A 20756-nucleotide genomic window follows, 5' to 3' on the forward strand; every position below is an offset into this window, starting at 1 on the left:
AAACTACAGGATTTATGAGTAAGCCGTAGGGTGCTTTAGGAACCGCGCTAAGACACCCCAAGTAAATACTATGTCCAAACTCGGAAAAACGTGCCATCTTCCCAAACTGTGGCAGTACGTTGTTCAATTGCAGCTAATACCTTACTGCTAAGAGGTTGAAAAGCTCGAGCTACATTCACGTTCTCTTCTAATTGCTTGACCGTTTCAGCTGCAATGACGCAACAGTGAACGCCTGGCTGAGACAAACTGTATCCCATAGCTTGCTGCATCCCATCCAATCCGCCAGGTTTGAACAATCGACCATAAGCGGGTACTTTCATCGCAATCACGCCAACATTTTTTTGTTGTGCTACTGGAAGAACGACTGGGAGAAACGGACGCGGATGGTATTTGTCGGCAGAATTGACAGGGATAAGCGTTGTGTGGAATGGATAGCGACGCAATCCTTCAGCAATCACCGTTGGGTCATGATGTCCAGTAATACCCACAAACCGGACGAGTTTTTGCTGCATCGCCTCTTCTAAAGCCTTTACTGCACCAGATGAACTAAAAATGGTGTCAAGTTCGTTTTGGAAAGAGACGTGATGCAATTGCCACAAGTCCAGATAATCTGTGTTTAGACGTTTGAGACTTCTTTCTAATTCCCGCCATGCACCATCACGATCCCTTTTATCTGTTTTACTCGCAAGAAACAGCCTTGAGCGATGGGATGGTAGCACTTTCCCTAAATAATCTTCACTCGGTCCATAATCAGCAGCAGTATCAAAGTAACGAATGCCAAGTTGAAGCGCCTTCTCAATAATTGCTACAGCATCACGTTCTCTCTCTTGCGAGGAGAGTGGCGTTTGACCTGCTCCTCCCAACCCAAAAATGGGGACTTTTACTCCCGTACGTCCCAGCACTCGTTCTAGCATAGTCGCTGGTGGTGTTGCAGTGTCAGCTGGTTTTTGTTGCAAGGCAGATGCTCCTGCTATACTGCCTGCAACTGCAACACTCGTGATGAGGAAGTTACGCCGCGTCGTGTTTCCTGACATAGTTTGCTTGCTGGGGTAAATGCACTTTTCTTTTTGTATGTTAGCGGAAGGATACTTTTAAATGTCCTAATTGAATGTAGCATTTTGCCTAGCAAATTCCCGATGAATCTGATACTGCAAGATTTTTTGCTGCGCCATTGGATAATTGCGGCTAGAAGTTGGAACTTCTTCCAAAAGTCTAATCGCTTGTTCCCAACGACTGACAACTATTTTCCACTCATCTCTAGTTTGTGCTGACTTTGTTAGCTGTGCTGCAATTCTTGCTTTGTCAATTGCCTTATTAAAAGGCTCATCTTTAGGAGTGGTTTCAGGAGTGACTCTTAAGGAGTTTTCAAGAGAGATATTTGTAGATGATATAGTTTGTTTAACTTCTGGTAAGTTAGCAAACAAGTAGACCCATAAAGATATTACAGAAATCAAAATAAGGGTGAAAATTCTTTTTGGTAACTTTCGATGTTTCACAATCAAGTCAACAACAGTTGGCTTTTTTGTAGATATTTGGTTAGTTTCTTGAATTTCTGTAACACCGATTTCATTCTGCTTATTATTTTCCTGTTTTACATTTATTCTTTCATCAGTTTTTTCCTGCGTAATTTCTAGTTCACTAATAACAGCATCAGCAAAAACCAGACGATACTTAAATAAATACTCAATTTGGTAGAAAATAGCAGCGCTAATTATCCAGAAAATAGCAAAGATTGCTTGCAGATTTTTGTGAGGTTGGTTGTAGGTGTCAATGAGGTTTTCGTAGTTGAGTTTAAATAGAGGTAAAAAAGGAGTAGAAAACAATATTGCAATCAGAGTAGAGAGGACAAAGACAAGCCAGCTATATAAACTTTCCCACCAACTTATGAATCCAGGAACAAATCCCTTGATATTGTTTGTCCGTTCTCCTGGAATGGCGGGGATGAAGCGACTGATAAAAAAGTGATGAAAAAAGGCGATCGCAGGTATTGGTAATATGAGTAACAGTATGACTTGCACGGTCAACAATTCTAGGTTGTCTGACCATTTAGCCAAATAGGACTCCAAACCGTTGCTACGGCTCATCAAGGCTACCAACCCAGTCATAAACATCGATAATATCAAGGCGTTTAACCAAGAACTGGGGAAAGGAAACCATATGGGTAATCCAAACTTTCTCATCTCACACCTACTCTGTTTTACTTAAGTGGACAGATTTCTGCGCCTTGGAACAAATTTATGTAGAGACATAGTATGCTACCTCTCTACATGAATTTGTCAAAGCTTACCGTTTCAAGATTCCGCTGTATCAGATTGAACAGAAAACCTCGTTGTTGCATTAAACAATACTACGCTCCCACCAAGCAACCAATGGGAGTGATAGTAAATTTAATAGGTAATTGCATCTGTCTTAGGTGTGGTTTTAAAGAAAGTTGCTGAAAATAGCAAAATTATACCCTTCCACACACCAAGTCATGGAAGTGCCACAATTGAGAAAGCTCGTGTTAGACAATAAGAGTCATGCATATTTAATTTGCTGACAGCATCGAGGTAGAACAATTGCGGGAACAAGCTTTCCCAATGCGTGAATTTTGAATTTTGAATTTTGAATTGCTTAATGCCACCCTTTCCTACATATACCAAACAGCCTTGGACAGAAACATACAGTGAAATAATTGATGTCCGTTCAAGTAGTGAATTTGCGGAAGACCACATCCCAAATGCGATTAATTTACCAGTGTTGGATGATGCAGAACGCGCTCAAGTGGGAACGATATACAAACAAGTATGCCCCTTCACCGCACGCAAAATTGGTGCTGCTTTAGTTTCAAAAAACATCTCCCAACATCTAACTCACCATTTTGCTGAAAAAGAAAAAAACTACCATCCTCTGGTGTATTGCTGGCGGGGTGGACAGCGTTCTAATAGTATGGCTATGGTGCTGACGCAGATCGGTTGGCGAGTGACGGTCATTGAAGGCGGTTACAAGACCTATCGCGCTTATGTCCGCGACCAATTAAAACACTTGCCAGAAAAATTTAGCTATCGGATATTATGTGGTCTAACTGGCAGTGGTAAAACCCATATTCTGCACCAGATGAAGCAGCGTGGTGCTCAAGTTTTAGATTTGGAAGCTTTGGCTAATCATCGCGGTTCACTGTTGGGTGAAGAATGGGAAGGCAAACTTTCACCCCAACCTTCTCAAAAATACTTTGAATCTTTGTTACTGCAACAGATGCAAAGTTTTAATCCTGCTGAAACTGTGTGGGTAGAATCAGAAAGCAACAAAATTGGGCAAGTTTATTTGCCCCAGTCTTTTTGGGAGAAAATGAAACAGGCTAGCTGTGTAGAAATTCAAGTATCGATGACAGCAAGAGTCCAGTATCTCTTACAAGAATACCCACATTTAACAACTCATACCAATATCTTAAAAGCCAAGCTAGAAAGACTTAAATCCCGATATGGTAAAGAAAAATTAAACGAATGGTATCAGTTGATTGATGCGGGAAAGTGGGAATTATTCGTGCAAGATATGTTACAGTTCCACTACGATCCAACGTATAGTAAGTCCATGAAACGGGACTTTATCAAAGTAGAGCGATCGCTATCCATTCCTAATTTATCGGATAGGAGTATTGAGACTTTATTAAATTCTCTATTGCCAAATCAAGTGGTAGTAAATTTGTAAAGGACTCTTACGGAATTATAAATTGTATTAGGTACTTTAACGCACCTACAAAGCTTTGCATCTTTGCAACTGAGCGCAAAATTATTTTCATTTTGTAATAATAACCAGTAACAATTTTGTCAGCTACAAAATTTAAATTAAAGCGATAAATTATGAAAATTTCTCAACGTCATGCTTGGTCTCTTACGGTGGCTGAAGCTATAGAAATTCAAGAAAAGCTAAGAGATGAGGTCATTACTGAAGATAAACTCAAAGAACCCGTGCAGTATGTAGCAGGGGTAGATATGGGTTTTGAAGCAAATGGTACGATTAGCCGTGCAGCCGTAGCGGTGCTGAGTTTTCCTGATTTGCAACTCCAAGAGACAAGCATCGCACGCCGTCCTACAACATTTCCCTACATCCCTGGGTTCCTCTCGTTTCGGGAAATACCCGCTGTATTAGACGCACTGGAAAAGCTCAAAACTATACCAGATCTTATCTTATGTGATGGACAAGGAATTGCTCATCCTAGAAGATTTGGAATAGCTTGTCATTTAGGGTTACTTATTGATCTACCTACAATTGGTGTCGCAAAATCGTTATTGGTTGGTAAGCATGAAGACTTGCCAGACACACGAGGCATGTGGCAACCATTAATACATCAAGGAGAAACAATAGGTGCAGTTTTACGGACGCGCATAGGAGTAAAGCCTGTCTATGTCTCTAGCGGTCATAAAGTCAGTTTACCTACAGCAATTGACTATGTATTACGTTGCATAACAAAATATCGTTTGCCAGAAACGACACGCATTGCCGATAAACTAGCATCTTCTAAAGAATAGACTTTTTGCAAAAGTCTGTATTTAATATTTAGAACCACAGATGGACACGGATAAACACAGATAAATTATCTGTGTCCATCTGTGTTTATCTGTGGTTTCATTTTCATAGCAATTGACTTTTGCAATCTTACTCCATAAGCAAAAGCTTACAAGTCAGGATGAAAGTAGAGTTTCAAGGCAGGTTTCATATAGAGACGTGCAAATTCACGTCTTGAGAAATTGTGTGCCTGTCAGAAGGATGAAATCGAATCTGCTTTACTTGCGTCTTTGAACACAAAGCTATACTTTACAGAACAAGCAAGATAACCATAAATGGTATAGAAATGTATAGAATCTTATAGAGATATCAAGTATATATTTTGAAGATGCAGACATTTGAAGCACGTTCCTCAATGCATCTGTCAGTTGTACCAAAACATTCCCAGCCTCTCAAGATTGTAGCGCTTGGAGATAGTTTAGTATACGGTTTTGGCGATCCAGAAGGAGGTGGCTGGGTCGAGAGACTGCGACGGTGTTGGATGTTACCCGACAGCACGGGTCATGTTCTTTATAATTTGGGGGTGCGGGGCGATCGCATCCAGCAAGTGGCGCAAAGGCTAGAAGTGGAATTTCGCAATCGGGGTGAGCTGCGAAATCAGGTTCCCGACTTGATTATTCTGTCAGTAGGAGTTAATGATTCAGCGCGCTTAGGTCGTCCTAATGGACGAAACTATACAGATTTTACCGTTTTTGAATCGCAACTCGCATCTTTACTTGACCAGGCGCAGCAGTTGTGTCCGGTTTTATTTGTGGGTGTCGTACCAGTTGATGAAGCCAAGATGCCATTTCTGGATTGCTTGTACTACAATCATGCTGACCAGTACCGCTACAAAGAAGCTACGAGAGTCGCTTGTACCGCCAGAAAAATTCCCTATCTCGACATTTTCCAGCAATGGATGGATCGCGGTGAAGCTTGGAGACTCAAACGCGTAAGCAACGATGGTCTTCACCCCAATACGCTAGGGTATCAAACTTTGTTGGAGGATGTGATGGATTGGGAAGCGTTTGCTTCCTACAATTTCTCTTCCTCCTACCAACTCACTTAATTTACATACAAACAACAGGCAAAATGTTAACTAGTTCTGGGTTTCCTATTTTTGAACAGTGTGTGAACAAAATTAATTTATTCCTTACAGTCTTTATAAAATGACCACTATGTAAGAGCAATTACAAAAGATTGGGATGCAATGTTTCTTCATCTGTGAAGTTGCTCACAGCCAACTTGTAGAATGAAGAGCATTAATCCTCCATTAAAGAATAATATGTCTAATTTTGAGTTAGTCGTAAAGCTTTTGCTGCAACTAACGGTGATTTTAGCCACTTGTCGTGTAGTCACGATGATAGGGCGGCGATACCTTGGGCAAACGGATGTGGTTTGCGAAATGATAGCAGGAGTGATGTTAGGACCATCACTGTTTGGGGCGATCGCACCAGAGATGCAACAATGGCTGTTTCCTAAAGTTCCACTCATATTGGAAACAGGAGCGAAGATTCCCAACCCATCAATGTCGATTCTGTTTGCTATTAGCCAGATTGGGTTGGTGATTTATATGTTTTTAATAGGGCTGGAGTTCAATACCGAACTATTAAAACACCACGCAAAAAGTGCAGGATTGCTCTCTGGAGCAGGCATAATTACTCCATTTGTGTTAGGCGCGATCGCGTCTTTTTTGTTGTACAACAACGGCGATTTTTTTCAACCAGGGGTTGCACTTTGGGCAGCCGCCTTATTTCTGGGCGCGTCCATGACAATTACGGCTTTTCCCATGTTAGCACGCATCCTATACGAACGGGGTTTGGCTAAAACCCGTCTTGGAACCTTGGCGCTGGGGGCAGCATCAGTTGATGATGGGGTTGCCTGGTGTTTGCTTGCGATCGTGTTAGCCAGTCTGAAAAATTCAGCACTTATTGCAGCCATAGCCATTGGTGGTGGCATTGGCTACACACTGTTGATGATTTTTGTTGGGCGACCAATATTTACCATTTTTACTCTTTGGACTAAGCGGGATGGAGGAGTCACGAGACAAACCCTGACTGTACTGTTGATAGTTTTAATGTTTGTCTCATGGTTTACTGATTTAACAGGTATCTATGCAATATTCGGTGCGTTTATTGCTGGCGCAGTGATGCCACGCGGAGAGTTTGCCCAACAAGTTCGCCACCGAACTGAATTTCTGACAACTTCGTTTTTGCTACCAATATTCTTCGTTTTCTCTGGACTCAACACTCAAATTGGGCTGGTAAACACACTCTTTCTATGGGCTGTAACGGTAATTATTCTAATAATTGCGATTGTTGGTAAAGGAGTATCGTGTATGCTGGCTGCGCGGTTTGGAAGTGAAACTTGGCGTAATTCAGCAGCGATTGGCTCACTAATGAATGCTCGTGGTTTGATGGAATTAATTATCCTTAATGTTGGTTTGGAGCAAGGTATAATTACCCCAACTTTATTCACAATCATGGTAATTATGGCAATTATCACTACACTTATGGCATCACCGCTGGTTGCCTTTTTCTTAGATGAGAAAAGTGATAAAAAATCCCAAGCTTACTAAAACTTAAGCAAGACTTAAGCAAGAAATTCAGTTGCTAGTCATGGGTTCGTAGTTACACTTTTTGCAAACTACAAACCCATTTATTTATTCGTACAATAGACTTATCTTGTACTTTCCAGACAGCGTTGTGAGTGCATCTCATAGGCATCTGTTGCCTAAGTCAATTCTTTAACGCATTTCCTCGTACATCTGCGGTTCGACATAACCCTAAACTGGATTTTTACAAGAGATTTCATACATTATTAATTTTTTCGCTACAAATAATTAACTTTGCATTGCTTATGACTTCTGCAAGTTTAGGTTAACAACAATTAACAGCGTTAGCACACCCCTAGTGAGCTAGAGAAGCTTGACATATTTCACTAATATAAAGAATCATCTTAGGAACACCGGATAGTCGCTTGTGAGGAAAAGATGCACACAGTTGTTCTCGTTCTCGTTGAGGTGTTGATTGTTATTGGACTGTCACGGCTAGTAGGACTTGGCTTCCGGTGGATTAACCAACCACTAGTCATTGGAGAGATTGTTGCTGGGATTATGCTCGGACCATCTCTTTTTGGTTTGGTTGCTCCAGAGTTATCAGCTACCTTGTTTCCATCTGAAACAATTCCCTTCCTTAATGTGCTGTCTCAGGTAGGGCTAATATTCTTCATGTTTTTGATTGGGCTAGAGTTAAACCCCAAATACCTAAGCGGCAATTTAGAAATAGCAGTATTAACATCCCATGTCAGTATTTTAGTACCGTTTTCTCTAGGAACGCTGCTAGCATTACTGCTGTATCCTGTCGTTTCCAATGCGAGCGTATCGTTTACCGCCTTTGCTCTATTTTTAGGAGCAGCGATGTCGATTACCGCTTTTCCAGTACTGGCACGAATTCTTACTGAGAATAATTTGCAAGGGACTCGTTTAGGAACTTTGGCGCTCACTTGTGCAGCAGTTGATGATGTGACTGCTTGGTGCTTGTTGGCGGTGGCGATCGCAGTGGCACGTACAAGTAGTATTACTGGTGCTATTCCTACGATTATTGCCAGCTTAGTCTACATAGCCTTGATGGTGACGGTGGGGCGAACTTTCTTGCAACGCCTTGCTACGCACTACCGCCGCGCCGGACGCCTCAGCCAATTTGTTCTGGCTTTGATTTACGTTGGAGTGGTTGCTTCTGCCCTAATTACCGAACTGATTGGCATTCACCTGATATTTGGAGCGTTTTTACTAGGGGCTGTTATGCCCAAGGATGCAGGTTTAGTACGGGAATTAGCAATCAAAACGGAAGATTTTGTGCTGATATTTCTGCTACCAGTGTTTTTTGCTTACAGTGGTTTGCGGACGCAAATTGGTTTGCTGAATAGACCGCAATTGTGGTTACTCTGCCTAGCTGTGGTAGCAGTGGCAATCATAGGTAAATACGTTGGTACTTATGTAGCAGCTCGCTTTAGCGGCTTAAGTAACCGAGAAGCCTCAGCACTAGGTTGGTTAATGAATACTCGTGGCTTAACTGAGCTTATAGTGCTAAACATAGGTCTGAGTCTCGGTGTCATTTCGCCCCTGCTGTTTACCATGCTGGTAATTATGGCATTGGTAACAACATTTATGACCTCGCCACTCCTAGAGTGGACATATCCGAAAAAACTCATCAAGTTAGATGTGGTTGAGCAAGAACCAGAAGAAACAGATGTAGGCGCTTCTACTCGTGAAGACTCTCACACTCGTCCTTACCGAATTTTGGTTCCAGTCGCAAATCCCAATACCCAAAAAGGTTTAGTACAGTTAGCTGTAGCAATTGCTGTCAACAATCAACAAGCCGCCGTTATTTATCCTCTCAGTTTGATTGAACTCGAAGAAGACTATGCCTTTGAAAGTACCCCACAAGAAGCAGACAGACTCATTGCAGAACGTCGCCAACAGTTAGAAGACTTGATTTCACGTCTAGAACCATCAGAAGCACACTCCTATGTGCATCCTATTGTTCGCATATCGAAAAATGTTGCACGGGAAACATCACAGATTGCCTTACTCGAACCAACTAATTTAATTTTAGTGGGATGGCATCGCCCAGCTTTTAGTCAAAATCGTTTGGGTGGACGAGTTGGTCAAATTCTTACCACTGCACCAGTTGATGTGGCGGTGTTCATAGAACGCCAAGAAGAGCGTTTAGAAAGCTTGTTGGTTCCTTACTCAGCAAACATTCATGATGACTTAGCACTCATACTTGCTCTGAGACTGCTAGTAAATCTCGAGACTTGTCGGTTACTGATTTTACAGGTTGTGACAGATAATCAGGTCAAACATGAACTCAGTTACGAGCTTGGCTCCATAATGGAGCAATTGCCTCAAAATGTACGCGATCGCATTGACATTAAAATAGTTGAAGCCGCAGAGCCAATTCAAGCGGTAGTCGAAGCCTCAGAAGCCGTTGACCTTACCATTGTCGGTACTAGCCGCCTTTGGGGTATCGAACGTCACACTCTAGGACGATACACAGACGAACTAGCCATTAAGTGTCGATCCTCGCTGCTCATTACTCGTCGCTACAGTCAATTTACCTCTCACCTTGCCTCTGTACTTTCTAATGACCAATTAGAAGTGAAAAGTTAGATAAATGATGAATAATGAAATTTCTTCTTTCATCATTTAGCTTTCATTATTCGTCATTTCTTTTATTTCCTATTACCGCATATACTCATCACCATGCATCATTTTAACTTGAAATCCCTCATCTTTTATAGTGTGGCAATAAGTTCAGTACTGTTTTTGTTTAAAGTCGTCACTGCTTATGGAGAAAGTAAACTCAAAGCACCTCCCGCAATTAACAGTCGCTATGGTCTCTTATTTGATGAAAATTTGCCCACATGCGAAAAATCAAATGCTCTACTATTAAATATTCAACAATCAGGAATTTACGTGAATGGGTTTTTACTGCCAGTTAACTCTCACACCAAAACTTCCACACGCTCTGAAACTGATTCTTCTCTCACAGGTAGACTTGAAAATCAACAATTGAGTTTATCTGGAAATGTTCCTAGGTACATTCTATGTAACATCTCAAGTTCTCAAACCCAAGCAAACCGCAGTCAACAGGATAAATCCTCTAGCCCAGTTAGAATACAAATTCAACTGGCAGATAAAGGGGATTTAATAGGAAAAATAAATGTGAGTGGCACTTCTAGAACTATTGGATTGATAGCAATACCACAAAAAGTCAATGAACAATCTAAGCAATCAAACAGTCATTGACTACAAATCGGTAATTAGCTATATAGGTTATTGCCTCGTATTCAGTAAAAGTAGGTATAGTATTCGCCCTACATTTGAGTGTCTGGTCAGCAGTGCCTAACCTAGTACCATCCGACACCTTTGGTAGAAGCGGCAAGCAAAAAAAACAGTTGTCATGGACAATTGTGGATGAATTTTGTGGAGCAGTGAGGAGTATGGACAAGCAATTAAGGAATAGGCAATTTTTCCAGTTTTGCAAGCATCTGTTTCGGGTTAGCTTGTTTGGCTTGTATGCAGTGATGCTTTACGGCAAGCCGCTAACCGTCTACGCCCTTGAGACTGACAATAGTAGCAATAATAGTGGTGTAGCGCCAGTAGCAATCTTGGAAGATTGGCGCTTTTACCCACAGGAGTTACAACTGGAAATTTCCCTCTCAGCAGCCTTACAACCCCGATCCTTTTACCTTGCACAGCCCTCGCGCATTGTTGTAGATTTGCCAAGTACCAAATTAGGCAACATTCCCACCCTACAAAATTTCTCCGGAGCAGTCCAAAGCATTCGCGTTTCCCAATTCAACGCAGATGTAACTCGTATTGTCATGGATTTAGCACCAGGAACTTTCATAGATCCAACAAGCGTGCAACTGCAACCCGTTTCTAGAGAGAATCCCAACCGTTGGGTATTACGTCCTTTAGTGGATAGTGACCGTACCTCTCTACCACAAAGGAACTTGCCTTCTCTACCCAGCAATTTTTCACCTACAACTATTACTCCACCGCTACCAGCTAACACACCATCTGGAAGCTACAATCCGCCACAATATCCAGCTAATCTACCATCTGGAAGCTACAATCCGCCACAATATCCAGCAAACTTACCATCTGGAAGCTACAATCCGCCACAGTATCCAGGTAATCTACCCTCAGCTACCTACAATCCGCCACAACCTCCAGCAAACTTACCATCTGGAAGCTACAATCCGCCACAGTATCCAGGTAATCTACCCTCAGCTACCTACAATCCGCCACAATATCCAGCTAATCTACCATCTGGAAGCTACAATCCGCCACAATATCCACCAAACCTACCATCTGGAAGCTACAATCCGCCACAACCCTCAGGTAATCTACCGTCAGCTACCTACAATTCGCCACAAGTACCCAATTTCAGCGTACCGCCACCATTAACAACCTTACCCCCAACTACCAGTAACTTTCCACAAACACCTTCTGTCCAAGTACCGCCTTTTACTCCTAATAATCCTTCTCAACAACCTGGTTCTATTCTTCCCTCACCAGCTTTCCCATATCAGCCCGGTCATCTCAACAACAGTATTCCTTCTGTGAGTACGCCAAATTCTCCAGTCCCAAGCGCGCCCAGCTATCAACCCAGTTCTCCCAATTCTAGAGTGATTGAGTTTGGTCAACCCTTTCCCAACCCCTCAAGGTAAAGCGAACTCAGAAGAAATGAAGAAAGAAGAACTAATAATAAAGCCATTCTTCTTTCTTCTGTATTTAGAATCTCTCTGTTTCCAGTGCTGGAGCAGTAGCTCCTGGCTGATTGATGAAGAAATTTTTCGCATCATCGTTCTCGTAGGTGCAACTAATGTCGGGTTTATCACTGTTCAAGTCACCCGCATAGGCAAAGTGGTTCAGGCGATTTTTACAATCTCTCACCTGGTCTGAGGTGACAAGCTTTCGTTGCTCTAAAATTGCCCAGTTACTTGAACGCAGAACGCATCCAGGACGCATACTAGGCTGACCGACGTAGACTTTAAAGGGGTTGAGAGTCACAAACAATCTTGTGTCCATCACCATAGCGCTGGCTCCATACTGCACGCAAATATCAGCATTTGGTGCTTTGGTGTCGATAAACTCTCGGGTAGCCACGTTGTTTGGAGTAAACGTAGCTGTGGAGCTAAAAGCAATACCAATCCCAATGCCTAAAACAAACACCCCTCCCAAAATTGCTATGGTGGTGAAATTAAAGAAAGGGGATTGGAAGACAGAGGGTTTAGGAATAGTAGCTGTTCTACCAGTGGATTTTCGTCTCATTTTCGCTTCATCAACTTTACGCTTTGGACAGCAGGAGTGGATTTGTGTGCTCTCCCTCTTTCAGTATGGCGATTCTTGAGGGTAATTGTCTGTTAGTTCAAGGCATTTATGCAAGAGGCCTATTTTTTAATTTTAATAACTCAGTATGACAGCTTTTTACTACCCTTGATACTAGAGGTATCAAGAAATATAAACTAAAAATTAAGAAAATATTAATACATTCAGTAGAAGTAAAGTGTCACATCAACAAGCCTGGGGCAAGAGTTTCAAAATCTCACAATTTCAAACCCTCATAGAGGACAGTCTGACAATTTTTTGGGGGGATTGGCTAGAGTTACGTGTAAGAATTGTACAAATTACTTCATCGGGATTAATATCTCCGCTAATATACATTTTGGCTTTTGGCTTTGGTTTGGGTAATTCAATCAAACCAGGGACAGGAATGAGTGGTAATTATGATAACTATCTAGAATTCATTTTGCCTGGGATGGTTGCGCTGTCGTCAATGACGGTTAGCTTTGTTGGAACAACGTTTTCCATTTGTGGAGACAGACTCTTTACCAAAAACTTTGAGGAATTGTTGCTTGTTCCTGTACATCCCTTGGCGTTGCATATAGGTAAAATGCTGGCAGGAGTAATGCGGGGGTTAATGACTTCGCTGGGTGTAATTTTGGTGGCGCTGCTGTTCACAAGGAACTGGAATTTTCTCAACCCGTTGTTTGTGATGATACTGGTGCTGAGTTGTGCTGTTTTTGCCGGTTTGGGAGTCATTGTGGGGTTGACGGTAAAATCCCTCGAAGCAGTCGGACTTTACAACAACTTTGTTATTATCCCCATGTCTTTCTTAGGCGGGACATTTTTTGACCCCAGTACATTGCCAGCCGCGCTAAAAGTCGTGGTTTACTTGATACCCCTCACCTACGCTAGCATCGGACTGCGTGCAGCTGCTTATATGCCATTGTCTCAGTTTCCTTGGTATAGCGTGCCGATTTTGCTAGTGATGGCGATCGCTCTTTCCTTATGGGGTGCATATCAATTTTCTCACCAGCAAGACTGATAACATTTTAAATTTTGACTTGTAAGATATATCAACCCATGGTTTGAAAACAAGTCATTAGGCTATGGCAAACTACTGCTTTTGCTCTATGGACTTTGCCACCAGCACCTCAAATAAAAAGAGCATTATCGAAACCGATAATGCGGATAGTACGGTTAAGTTTGAGCAAAGATTCCAGTTTCATTTGCCATCTAGGTGACAGGTGATAGGTTACAGTTGTCCCCTATCCCTTGTCCACTCGTCCTAACTAGCTAGAAGAGTCTTTTGTAAAGGCATCCAACGGAAGGAGCGATCGCCACCCCTCTCAATGACCACCTTCACTCGGGGTTCCAAGCTAGGCAAGGTTGTCAAAAACTCAACTTCCTGATCGGAAAGAATGTGTCCTTCAATTATCCACAACACCAGTCCCTTTGACTTGGGTGGTAGCTGTTCGAGCTGATAGCTAACAATGGGCGGTAGATAGTACACATAACCTACTGCCGCACCACTGCCAGTGCTTTTTTTGCCAAGGTGAGGAGGTCTAACACCATGGACTCCTGTGAGATAGGCAGGGACATCTCCCAATCCTTTTGCGGTCATATGGAGGGTGACATAACCAGCCGCACGCAGGCGGCGTCTGTACCGACCTTCAAAACCCCCTTCCAGAGGTACGTAAACACCAAGAGATCCGAATTTTTCCAGATCGCGAATTAAACCATTACCAGTGGTAATTAGTGCCATAATTTGATTTTTGTCCTATCCCACTTCGATATCTCTATTATTTACCGTTAAGCATTGACACTCTCACCGCTACAAGCGAAGCTTGTAGCGGGAGATTCTTGCTTCATTCCCACTTAACTAGATTAGTGTTACCACTAACCCCTGTCAGTACGAGTCAGCAAACTTTTTCTAATACCGTCTGCCCAACGGCATTTACACCACGATTTCTAATTACCTGCGAAGCAGCAACATCTCGATTTGTTGTGTACCCACATTCCGGGCAAGAATGTATTCTTACATCTAGCGTTTTCTTACCTGTATATGCATCACAATTAGGACAAGTTTGACTAGTTCCATCTTTATTAACCTTGCCAAAATACTTGCCCCTTTTCCATGTTACGTAACTCAATATTGTAAAGAATTGCCCGAAACCAGCATCAAGAGTATGTTTACAAAACATACCTTTAGCCCAAGTTATAAAATCAATATCTTCAACAAATATCGAGTCACCTTGGTCACAAATCTTATGTGCTGTTTTCAAGTGAAAGTCTTTCCTTGTATCAGAAATCTTTTGATGTAATCTAGCTATCTTCGCATTCAACTTCTGGCGATTATTAGAACCTAATTTTTTATTTCTCAATCTTCTTTGTAGCAATTGCAGCTTACGTTGTAGAGAATTAAAAAACTTCGGTCTAGCAATTAGCATCCCCTCAGAAGTAGCCAAAAAACTTTCAAGACCAATATCAATCCCGATTGGGTGTCCGTGAAAAGAAATATCTGGAACATTAACATCTAACTGCAATGACAGCATAACGAAATATCCTGATGCTCTTCTCACTACCCTAGCGCGGCATACAACAAAGCCTTCTGGAATTGCTCTAGATTGATGAAACTTTATCCATCCAAGTTGAGGTAGTTTAACTCTACACGCTTTGACAATTTCTCCTTTTAATTGAGGAAATACAAAGCTTTTCATTTTGAAGTGTTTTTTGAATCTGGGAAATCCAAAATTCCTAGATTTCATCTCCTCCCATGCTCTATCTAAAGTTCTTAAAACTTGTTGTAAGACTTGAGCATTTACACTTTTCAACTCAGGATTGTTTTTCTTGGCTTCAGTCAATCTCTTAGCTTGAACATGATAATTAGGAAAAGGTTCATCAGCTTTAATGATGTATTCATATTCAAGAGAACAAGCATTTACTTTACACTTCCTAGAATTAACCCAATCCTTTCTTTCGCGTAAAGCATAATTCCACACTTTACGACACACAGTTAAAATGTTTTCGATATCTTCAATCTGCTGTTTTGTTGGCTTGAGTTTATATTCGTAAGTAAGTGTAAGCATTCTCTCGACCACTTGAATGTTCTTACATCTTAGGAGTTTCTACACACCTTGTCAATTTATGTAGAAGTCTCCCTGCGGTCGGTTGTATACTGGTCGCAATTCATCATCCCGTTAAGTCTGACGACTGTAACGGGAGTCCTCTTGCTTTATTGAGATAGATTAAGTTGTACAAATTAACTTATGAGCAAGATTAGGAGATTTGCATAGGGAAGTACAGCGTCGTCATGCTTGTGGGTATGTGACTCGATGCTCTGACGCTATATTGGTTTGAGCAGGTGTTTTCCAATAAGCCTGTATCCGCCAGCCGTCCCTTTGGCCCTTGGCTGTTGTGGGGATATGGCATCTGGCTGCTGACGACTTTAATCCCTCGGACAGACGGTGGCTAAAAGCAGTTGATATTGTACAGGAAAATTTCTAGACAAATATAAATAGATGATCTATACTATGAGATCGTGATCTAAAAACTGAATTAGGCTGTCATCTTACTACCATTTCTAGCTACTTTTAGCATCAAAAGCTGCTGACTAAATTCCATATGGATAAAATAGCAGAGAGTGATAAGAGACTGGTAAACTAGAAAAGCTGCGAAGACAACTTAGGAGTGGTTGATTAAAAAATCAATGCCCATCTTAGGGTATCAACAACATTGACTCCTGAACATGAAAACAGCCAAGCAAAACTTCAAACAACCTTGAACTATTATTGTTGAAGGTAAGCGATGAAGCAAAAGCTGAGCAGTAATGTTGGTTTATCGCATTGCATAAGTCTTAGTTAATGGATACTGGGCAGAACGCTGCCTAAGTCCTAGTACAGCAAGAAAGTGCCAGAGCAATTGCTTGGATAAAGGCATAGCTGTACAAAGCGCAAAGCCCTAAAGCCTTGCAGAAAATCCAGAAGTTACCCCTTCCTTTGAAGGAAGGTGCTTGTGGTCGTTCTGGTGACGAATACAAAGTCAACAGATTGATCAAACACTACGGACTCTTGGTGAAGAACCAACAGAAGTTGAATCTGTCATAACCTAAACAGAGCGACTTCACAGGTTAGTCCAAAGAAGCTGGAAGTCACCCCTAAGGGTGTTCACAAGTGTCCGTTGAGAATCCAATTTCCACAAAAACAAGTAAAAAGGAGAGCCAGTAACTGTGTCTGTAGGTATTCTCGGCACCAAACTGGGCATGACCCAAATATTTGACGAAGCAGGAGTAGCTATTTCTGTTACCGTCATTCAAGCAGGACCATGCACCGTTACCCAAGTCAAAACAAAACAGACCGACGGTTACTCCGCCATCCAAGTAGGCTATGGCGAAGTCAAGCCAAAGGCGCTGAATAAACCACTGTTGGGACACCTTGCCAAATCATCTGCCCCAGCAGTGCGTCATTTAAATGAGTATCGCATAGATAACTCTAGTGACTATGCTTTAGGTCAACAGATTAAAGCAGATATTTTTAATGCGGGTCAAACTGTAGACGTAATCGGTACAAGTATTGGTCGCGGTTTTGCTGGTAACCAAAAACGCAACAACTTTGGTCGAGGACCGATGTCCCACGGTTCCAAAAACCACAGAGAGCCAGGTTCAATTGGTGCTGGTACAACTCCCGGTCGTGTTTATCCAGGTAAGCGGATGGCAGGACGTTTGGGTGGTAGCCGAGTCACAATTAGCAAACTCACTGTGGTACGAGTAGACCCAGAACGCAACTTAATACTTATCAAGGGAAGTGTTCCTGGTAAACCAGGTGCCTTAGTAAATATTGTCCCTGCAAAACAAGTTGGTTAGTCAAGAGTCATAAGTCATGAGGGATAAAGTATTAAACACATGACGAAGGACAAAGGACAAAAGACGAAGGACGAAGGACAAAGGACGAAGGACGAAGGACAAAAATGTTTGAGTGTATAGTCAAAAATTGGCAAGGAGAACAAGTCGGACAAAAAACGTTCGACTGGAAAGTTGCCAAAGAGGAAACGGCATCTCATGTCGTACATCGAGCCTTGGTAAGACAGATGGCGAATGCTCGCCAAGGAACTGCTAGTACCAAAACCCGCTCTGAAGTCAGAGGTGGCGGTCGCAAACCTTGGCGGCAAAAAGGGACTGGTCGTGCGCGTGCTGGCTCTATTCGTTCACCGTTGTGGCGTGGTGGTGGTGTGACCTTTGGACCAAAACCGCGAGATTATGAGATCAAGATGAACCGCAAAGAGCGGCGTTTAGCTTTGCGGACAGCTTTTGCGAGTCGCATTGACGATTTAATCGTGGTAGAAGATTTTGGCGACCAGCTACAGCGTCCTAAGACTAAAGAGTTAGTGGAAGTGATCACCCGTTGGGGGTCAAAGCCAGAAAATCAAACATTATTAATCTTGTCCGAGCGTACGGAGAATGTATATTTATCCGCCCGCAACGTAGAAAAGTTAAAGCTGATTGGCGCTGACCAGTTAAATGTTTATGATTTGCTGCACGCCGACAAGATTATTGTTACGGCATCAGCCCTGGAAAAAATTCAGGAGGTCTATAAGTGAGTAAGACTAAGATTGACCCCCGCAACCTTCCTGACCTTGTGCGTCGCCCAATTGTCACTGAAAAGGCGACTATTCTGATGGAGCAAAATCAATATACTTTTGAAGTCACTCCAAAAGCAACAAAGCCACAAATCAAAGCGGCGATAGAAGATTTATTTAACGTCAAGGTTGAAAAGGTAAACACCATAATGCCACCACGCAAAAAGCGGCGCGTTGGTAAGTTTATTGGTTATAAGCCCCAATATAAGCGAGCCATCGTAACAGTGGCGGCATCGGACGTAGACAAGATTAGACAGGTTCTATTCCCAGAGGTTTAAAAGAATGGGTACTCGCTCTTATCGCCCTTATACCCCCAGTACTCGCCAAGTTACGATTTCTGACTTCTCGGAGATTACCAAAACCGAGCCAGAAAAATCTCTAACTGTATCACTACATCGCCCCAAAGGTAGGAATAACCAGGGGCGGATCACTGTTCGCCACCGAGGTGGAGGTCACAAGCGCCTTTACCGCATTATCGACTTTAAGCGCGATAAGCGTGGTATTCGTGCCACAGTGAAAGCCATTGAATATGACCCCAACCGCAACGCGCGGATTGCCCTTTTGCAATACGAAGACGGCGAAAAGCGTTACATCCTTCAACCCAACGGTTTGAAGGTAGGAGGAACAGTTGTTGCGGGTTCAGATGCTCCGATAGAAGATGGCAATGCCTTGCCCCTTTCCAACATTCCCTTAGGAACCAGCGTTCATAACGTAGAATTGAAACCCGGTAAGGGCGGTCAAATCGTTCGTGCTGCTGGTGCAACCGCTCAAGTTGTGGCAAAAGAAGGTAACTACGTAACACTCAAGTTGCCTTCTGGAGAAGTCCGGATGATTCGCCGCGAGTGCTACGCCACCATTGGACAAGTCGGTAATATTGATGCTAGAAACCTGAGTTCGGGTAAAGCAGGTAGAACTCGCTGGAAGGGTCGCCGTCCTCAGGTCAGAGGTAGTGTGATGAACCCAGTTGACCACCCACATGGTGGTGGTGAAGGTCGGGCACCCATCGGTAGACCAGGACCTGTGACACCTTGGGGTAAACCAGCTTTGGGTAAAAAGACACGCAAGCCCAAGAAAGCCAGTAGCAAGTTAATTGTGCGCCGTCGCCGCAAATCTTCTAAACGCGGTCGCGGTGGTCGTGAATCGTAAAGAGTTAGTCGTTAGTCGTTAGTAGAAATTGCAACCAGCAACCACCAACTACCAACTACCAACTACCAACTACCAACTACCAACTTAACTAATTATGGGTCGTTCTCTAAAAAAAGGTCCCTTCGTTGCGGATCATCTTCTTAGCAAAATTGAAAAGCTCAACGAAAACAACAGAAAAGAAGTCATTAAAACGTGGTCGCGGGCTTCGACAATTTTGCCTGTCATGGTAGGTCATACCATCGCTGTTCATAACGGACGCCAGCACGTCCCAATTTTCATATCAGACCAAATGGTAGGACATAAATTGGGCGAATTTGCACCCACACGCACTTTTAGAGGTCACTCCAAGAGTGACAAAAAATCAGGTAGATAGTCAAAAGTCCAGAGTCCAAAGTCAAAAGCAACGACTATTGACTCTTGACAAATGGAGAAAAATATGGCAATAGATACGACTGAAGTGAAAGCGATCGCCCGTTATGTACGGATGTCTCCCTATAAAGTGCGTCGTGTACTCGACCAAATTCGCGGGCGATCGTACCGAGAAGCACTAATTATCCTAGAATTCATGCCCTATCGAGCTTGCGACCCAGTATTGAAGGTTTTAAGAAGCGCTGCAGCTAATGCAGAGCATAACGCTGGGCTAGACAGAGCTGATCTGATCATTACTCAAGCCTACGCAGATCAAGGTCCGGTGCTGAAACGGTTCCAACCTAGGGCACAAGGTCGCGCTTACCAAATTCGCAAGCCGACGTGTCATATCACTGTGGCTGTTGCTACTGACCCTGACGCAGCTCAATAAAAAATTGCGTACAGAAAGAACTTTTAGAGGAAGCATTTGTGGGACAGAAGATACATCCAGTAGGTTTTCGCTTGGGGATTACCCAAGAGCATCAATCGCGTTGGTTTGCCGACCCCAGTCGTTATCCAGAACTTCTACAAGAAGACCATAAACTCCGTAAATATATAGAACAAAAGCTGGGTAGATACGCTCAAAACAACGCTGGGATTTCTGAAGTACGCATTGATCGCAAAGCAGATCAAATCGATTTAGAGGTACGTACAGCTCGACCTGGCGTAGTCGTAGGTCGAGGCGGACAAGGCATTGAATCTTTACGTACTGGTCTTCAGCAACTGTTAGGCAGCAATCGCCAAATTCGCATTAACGTCGTTGAAGTACAACGAGTTGATGCTGATGCCTACCTGATTTCTGAATACATTGCTCAACAGCTAGAACGTCGCGTTTCCTTCCGACGGGTGGTACGGCAAGCCATTCAGCGTGCCCAACGTGCTGGCGTGCAAGGCATCAAAATTCAAGTCAGCGGACGGCTTAACGGTGCAGAAATTGCCCGGACAGAGTGGACTCGTGAGGGAAGAGTCCCTTTACACACCTTGCGTGCTGATATTGACTACGCATACTGCACAGCCAAAACTGTCTACGGCATTCTCGGTATCAAGGTGTGGGTGTTCAAAGGAGAAATCATTCCCGGACAGGAAGAAACGCCTCCCCCAACAACAAGTCGCGATCGCCCTCCATCTCGCCGTCAACAACGCCGTCGTCAGCAATTTGAAGACCGTTCCAATGAAGGATAGTCAA

21 protein-coding genes are annotated in these 20756 nt (G+C 42.9%); 16 read left to right on the top strand and 5 right to left on the bottom strand.

From position 1 onward, the window contains the following. Window positions 1–68 precede the first annotated feature (68 nt). Window positions 69–1034, bottom strand: coding sequence for an aldo/keto reductase (locus MAS10914_RS0104695; RefSeq protein ID WP_017314746.1), 966 nt, complete (start codon window positions 1032–1034; stop codon window positions 69–71). Between the two features lie 66 nt (window positions 1035–1100). Then, window positions 1101–2180 carry a hypothetical protein gene (locus MAS10914_RS0104700; RefSeq protein WP_017314747.1) on the bottom strand — a complete coding sequence of 360 codons (1080 nt, stop codon included), beginning with the start codon at window positions 2178–2180 and terminating at the stop codon, window positions 1101–1103. 436 nt (window positions 2181–2616) lie between these two features. Between MAS10914_RS0104700 and mnmH the strand changes: the two genes are divergently transcribed. The 7 genes from mnmH to MAS10914_RS29600 all read left to right on the top strand — a co-directional run bounded on the left by mnmH (window position 2617) and on the right by MAS10914_RS29600 (window position 11766). After that, window positions 2617–3687 (top strand): tRNA 2-selenouridine(34) synthase MnmH, encoded by a 1071-nt coding sequence (mnmH, locus tag MAS10914_RS0104705; RefSeq protein WP_017314748.1) that lies wholly within the window; start codon window positions 2617–2619, stop codon window positions 3685–3687. 152 nt (window positions 3688–3839) lie between these two features. Beyond that, the gene (nfi, locus tag MAS10914_RS0104710; RefSeq protein ID WP_017314749.1) at window positions 3840–4508 is read left to right on the top strand and encodes a deoxyribonuclease V; all 669 of its coding nucleotides are present in this window, start codon (window positions 3840–3842) and stop codon (window positions 4506–4508) included. A 365-nt stretch (window positions 4509–4873) separates the two neighbouring features. Beyond that, a complete protein-coding gene (locus tag MAS10914_RS0104715) occupies window positions 4874–5593 on the top strand; it encodes a GDSL-type esterase/lipase family protein (RefSeq protein ID WP_017314750.1) in 720 nt (239 codons plus the stop codon). A 216-nt stretch (window positions 5594–5809) separates the two neighbouring features. After that, a complete protein-coding gene (locus tag MAS10914_RS0104720) occupies window positions 5810–7102 on the top strand; it encodes a cation:proton antiporter (RefSeq protein WP_017314751.1) in 1293 nt (430 codons plus the stop codon). A 414-nt stretch (window positions 7103–7516) separates the two neighbouring features. Then, complete coding sequence (locus tag MAS10914_RS0104725; protein ID WP_017314752.1) at window positions 7517–9697, top strand: cation:proton antiporter; 2181 nt, start codon at window positions 7517–7519, stop codon at window positions 9695–9697. Between the two features lie 132 nt (window positions 9698–9829). After that, window positions 9830–10336: a hypothetical protein gene (locus tag MAS10914_RS0104730; RefSeq protein WP_017314753.1), complete on the top strand. Its 507-nt coding sequence runs from the start codon at window positions 9830–9832 to the stop codon at window positions 10334–10336. 92 nt (window positions 10337–10428) lie between these two features. Beyond that, complete coding sequence (locus tag MAS10914_RS29600; protein ID WP_232224107.1) at window positions 10429–11766, top strand: AMIN domain-containing protein; 1338 nt, start codon at window positions 10429–10431, stop codon at window positions 11764–11766. A gap of 64 nt (window positions 11767–11830) precedes the next feature. On the opposite strand, the gene MAS10914_RS0104740 is transcribed toward MAS10914_RS29600, so the two are convergent. Then, window positions 11831–12370 carry a DUF3172 domain-containing protein gene (locus MAS10914_RS0104740; RefSeq protein ID WP_026082337.1) on the bottom strand — a complete coding sequence of 180 codons (540 nt, stop codon included), beginning with the start codon at window positions 12368–12370 and terminating at the stop codon, window positions 11831–11833. A gap of 235 nt (window positions 12371–12605) precedes the next feature. Between MAS10914_RS0104740 and MAS10914_RS0104745 the strand changes: the two genes are divergently transcribed. Next, window positions 12606–13427 (top strand): ABC transporter permease, encoded by an 822-nt coding sequence (locus MAS10914_RS0104745; protein WP_017314757.1) that lies wholly within the window; start codon window positions 12606–12608, stop codon window positions 13425–13427. Between the two features lie 243 nt (window positions 13428–13670). Here the strand turns inward: MAS10914_RS0104745 and ndhN are convergent, their stop codons facing one another. Beyond that, the gene (gene ndhN / locus MAS10914_RS0104750; RefSeq protein ID WP_017314758.1) at window positions 13671–14147 is read right to left on the bottom strand and encodes an NAD(P)H-quinone oxidoreductase subunit N; all 477 of its coding nucleotides are present in this window, start codon (window positions 14145–14147) and stop codon (window positions 13671–13673) included. 154 nt (window positions 14148–14301) lie between these two features. Further along, entirely contained in the window at window positions 14302–15471 is a 1170-nt protein-coding gene (locus tag MAS10914_RS29610; protein WP_017314759.1) for an RNA-guided endonuclease InsQ/TnpB family protein, read from the bottom strand. A gap of 251 nt (window positions 15472–15722) precedes the next feature. Between MAS10914_RS29610 and MAS10914_RS34870 the strand changes: the two genes are divergently transcribed. From MAS10914_RS34870 to rpsC, 8 genes are all read left to right on the top strand, one after another. Further along, window positions 15723–15857: a DUF5367 family protein gene (locus tag MAS10914_RS34870; protein ID WP_269635087.1), complete on the top strand. Its 135-nt coding sequence runs from the start codon at window positions 15723–15725 to the stop codon at window positions 15855–15857. Window positions 15858–16610: 753 nt separating this feature from the next. Then, window positions 16611–17243 (top strand): 50S ribosomal protein L3, encoded by a 633-nt coding sequence (gene rplC, locus MAS10914_RS0104760; protein ID WP_017314760.1) that lies wholly within the window; start codon window positions 16611–16613, stop codon window positions 17241–17243. 104 nt (window positions 17244–17347) lie between these two features. Beyond that, window positions 17348–17977, top strand: a complete 630-nt coding sequence (rplD, locus tag MAS10914_RS0104765; protein ID WP_017314761.1) for a 50S ribosomal protein L4 — start codon at window positions 17348–17350, stop codon at window positions 17975–17977. After that, complete coding sequence (locus MAS10914_RS0104770; RefSeq protein ID WP_017314762.1) at window positions 17974–18294, top strand: 50S ribosomal protein L23; 321 nt, start codon at window positions 17974–17976, stop codon at window positions 18292–18294. Before rplD ends, MAS10914_RS0104770 begins: the two co-directional genes overlap by 4 nt. 4 nt (window positions 18295–18298) lie before the next feature. Beyond that, window positions 18299–19162 (top strand): 50S ribosomal protein L2, encoded by an 864-nt coding sequence (gene rplB, locus MAS10914_RS0104775; RefSeq protein ID WP_017314763.1) that lies wholly within the window; start codon window positions 18299–18301, stop codon window positions 19160–19162. Window positions 19163–19256: 94 nt separating this feature from the next. After that, window positions 19257–19535, top strand: coding sequence for a 30S ribosomal protein S19 (rpsS, locus tag MAS10914_RS0104780; protein WP_017314764.1), 279 nt, complete (start codon window positions 19257–19259; stop codon window positions 19533–19535). A 63-nt stretch (window positions 19536–19598) separates the two neighbouring features. After that, entirely contained in the window at window positions 19599–19961 is a 363-nt protein-coding gene (gene rplV / locus MAS10914_RS0104785) for a 50S ribosomal protein L22 (protein WP_017314765.1), read from the top strand. 38 nt (window positions 19962–19999) lie between these two features. Then, a complete protein-coding gene (gene rpsC, locus MAS10914_RS0104790; RefSeq protein WP_017314766.1) occupies window positions 20000–20752 on the top strand; it encodes a 30S ribosomal protein S3 in 753 nt (250 codons plus the stop codon). Window positions 20753–20756 lie beyond the last annotated feature (4 nt).

Source organism: Mastigocladopsis repens PCC 10914 (assembly GCF_000315565.1).
Taxonomy (GTDB): Bacteria; Cyanobacteriota; Cyanobacteriia; order Cyanobacteriales; family Nostocaceae; genus Mastigocladopsis; species Mastigocladopsis repens.

What these genes read in the sequence shown, in the direction of transcription:
- MAS10914_RS29610 (WP_017314759.1), bottom strand. Translation starts at nt 15,471, where the DNA reads ATGCTTACACTTACTTACGAATATAAACTCAAGCCAACAAAACAGCAG.
- MAS10914_RS0104715 (WP_017314750.1), top strand. Translation starts at nt 4,874, where the DNA reads ATGCAGACATTTGAAGCACGTTCCTCAATGCATCTGTCAGTTGTACCA.
- MAS10914_RS0104740 (WP_026082337.1), bottom strand. Translation starts at nt 12,370, where the DNA reads ATGAGACGAAAATCCACTGGTAGAACAGCTACTATTCCTAAACCCTCT.
- MAS10914_RS0104725 (WP_017314752.1), top strand. Translation starts at nt 7,517, where the DNA reads ATGCACACAGTTGTTCTCGTTCTCGTTGAGGTGTTGATTGTTATTGGA.
- MAS10914_RS0104700 (WP_017314747.1), bottom strand. Translation starts at nt 2,180, where the DNA reads ATGAGAAAGTTTGGATTACCCATATGGTTTCCTTTCCCCAGTTCTTGG.
- MAS10914_RS0104720 (WP_017314751.1), top strand. Translation starts at nt 5,810, where the DNA reads ATGTCTAATTTTGAGTTAGTCGTAAAGCTTTTGCTGCAACTAACGGTG.
- ndhN (WP_017314758.1), bottom strand. Translation starts at nt 14,147, where the DNA reads ATGGCACTAATTACCACTGGTAATGGTTTAATTCGCGATCTGGAAAAA.
- nfi (WP_017314749.1), top strand. Translation starts at nt 3,840, where the DNA reads ATGAAAATTTCTCAACGTCATGCTTGGTCTCTTACGGTGGCTGAAGCT.
- rpsS (WP_017314764.1), top strand. Translation starts at nt 19,257, where the DNA reads ATGGGTCGTTCTCTAAAAAAAGGTCCCTTCGTTGCGGATCATCTTCTT.
- rplB (WP_017314763.1), top strand. Translation starts at nt 18,299, where the DNA reads ATGGGTACTCGCTCTTATCGCCCTTATACCCCCAGTACTCGCCAAGTT.
- rplD (WP_017314761.1), top strand. Translation starts at nt 17,348, where the DNA reads ATGTTTGAGTGTATAGTCAAAAATTGGCAAGGAGAACAAGTCGGACAA.
- mnmH (WP_017314748.1), top strand. Translation starts at nt 2,617, where the DNA reads ATGCCACCCTTTCCTACATATACCAAACAGCCTTGGACAGAAACATAC.
- MAS10914_RS0104695 (WP_017314746.1), bottom strand. Translation starts at nt 1,034, where the DNA reads ATGTCAGGAAACACGACGCGGCGTAACTTCCTCATCACGAGTGTTGCA.
- rplV (WP_017314765.1), top strand. Translation starts at nt 19,599, where the DNA reads ATGGCAATAGATACGACTGAAGTGAAAGCGATCGCCCGTTATGTACGG.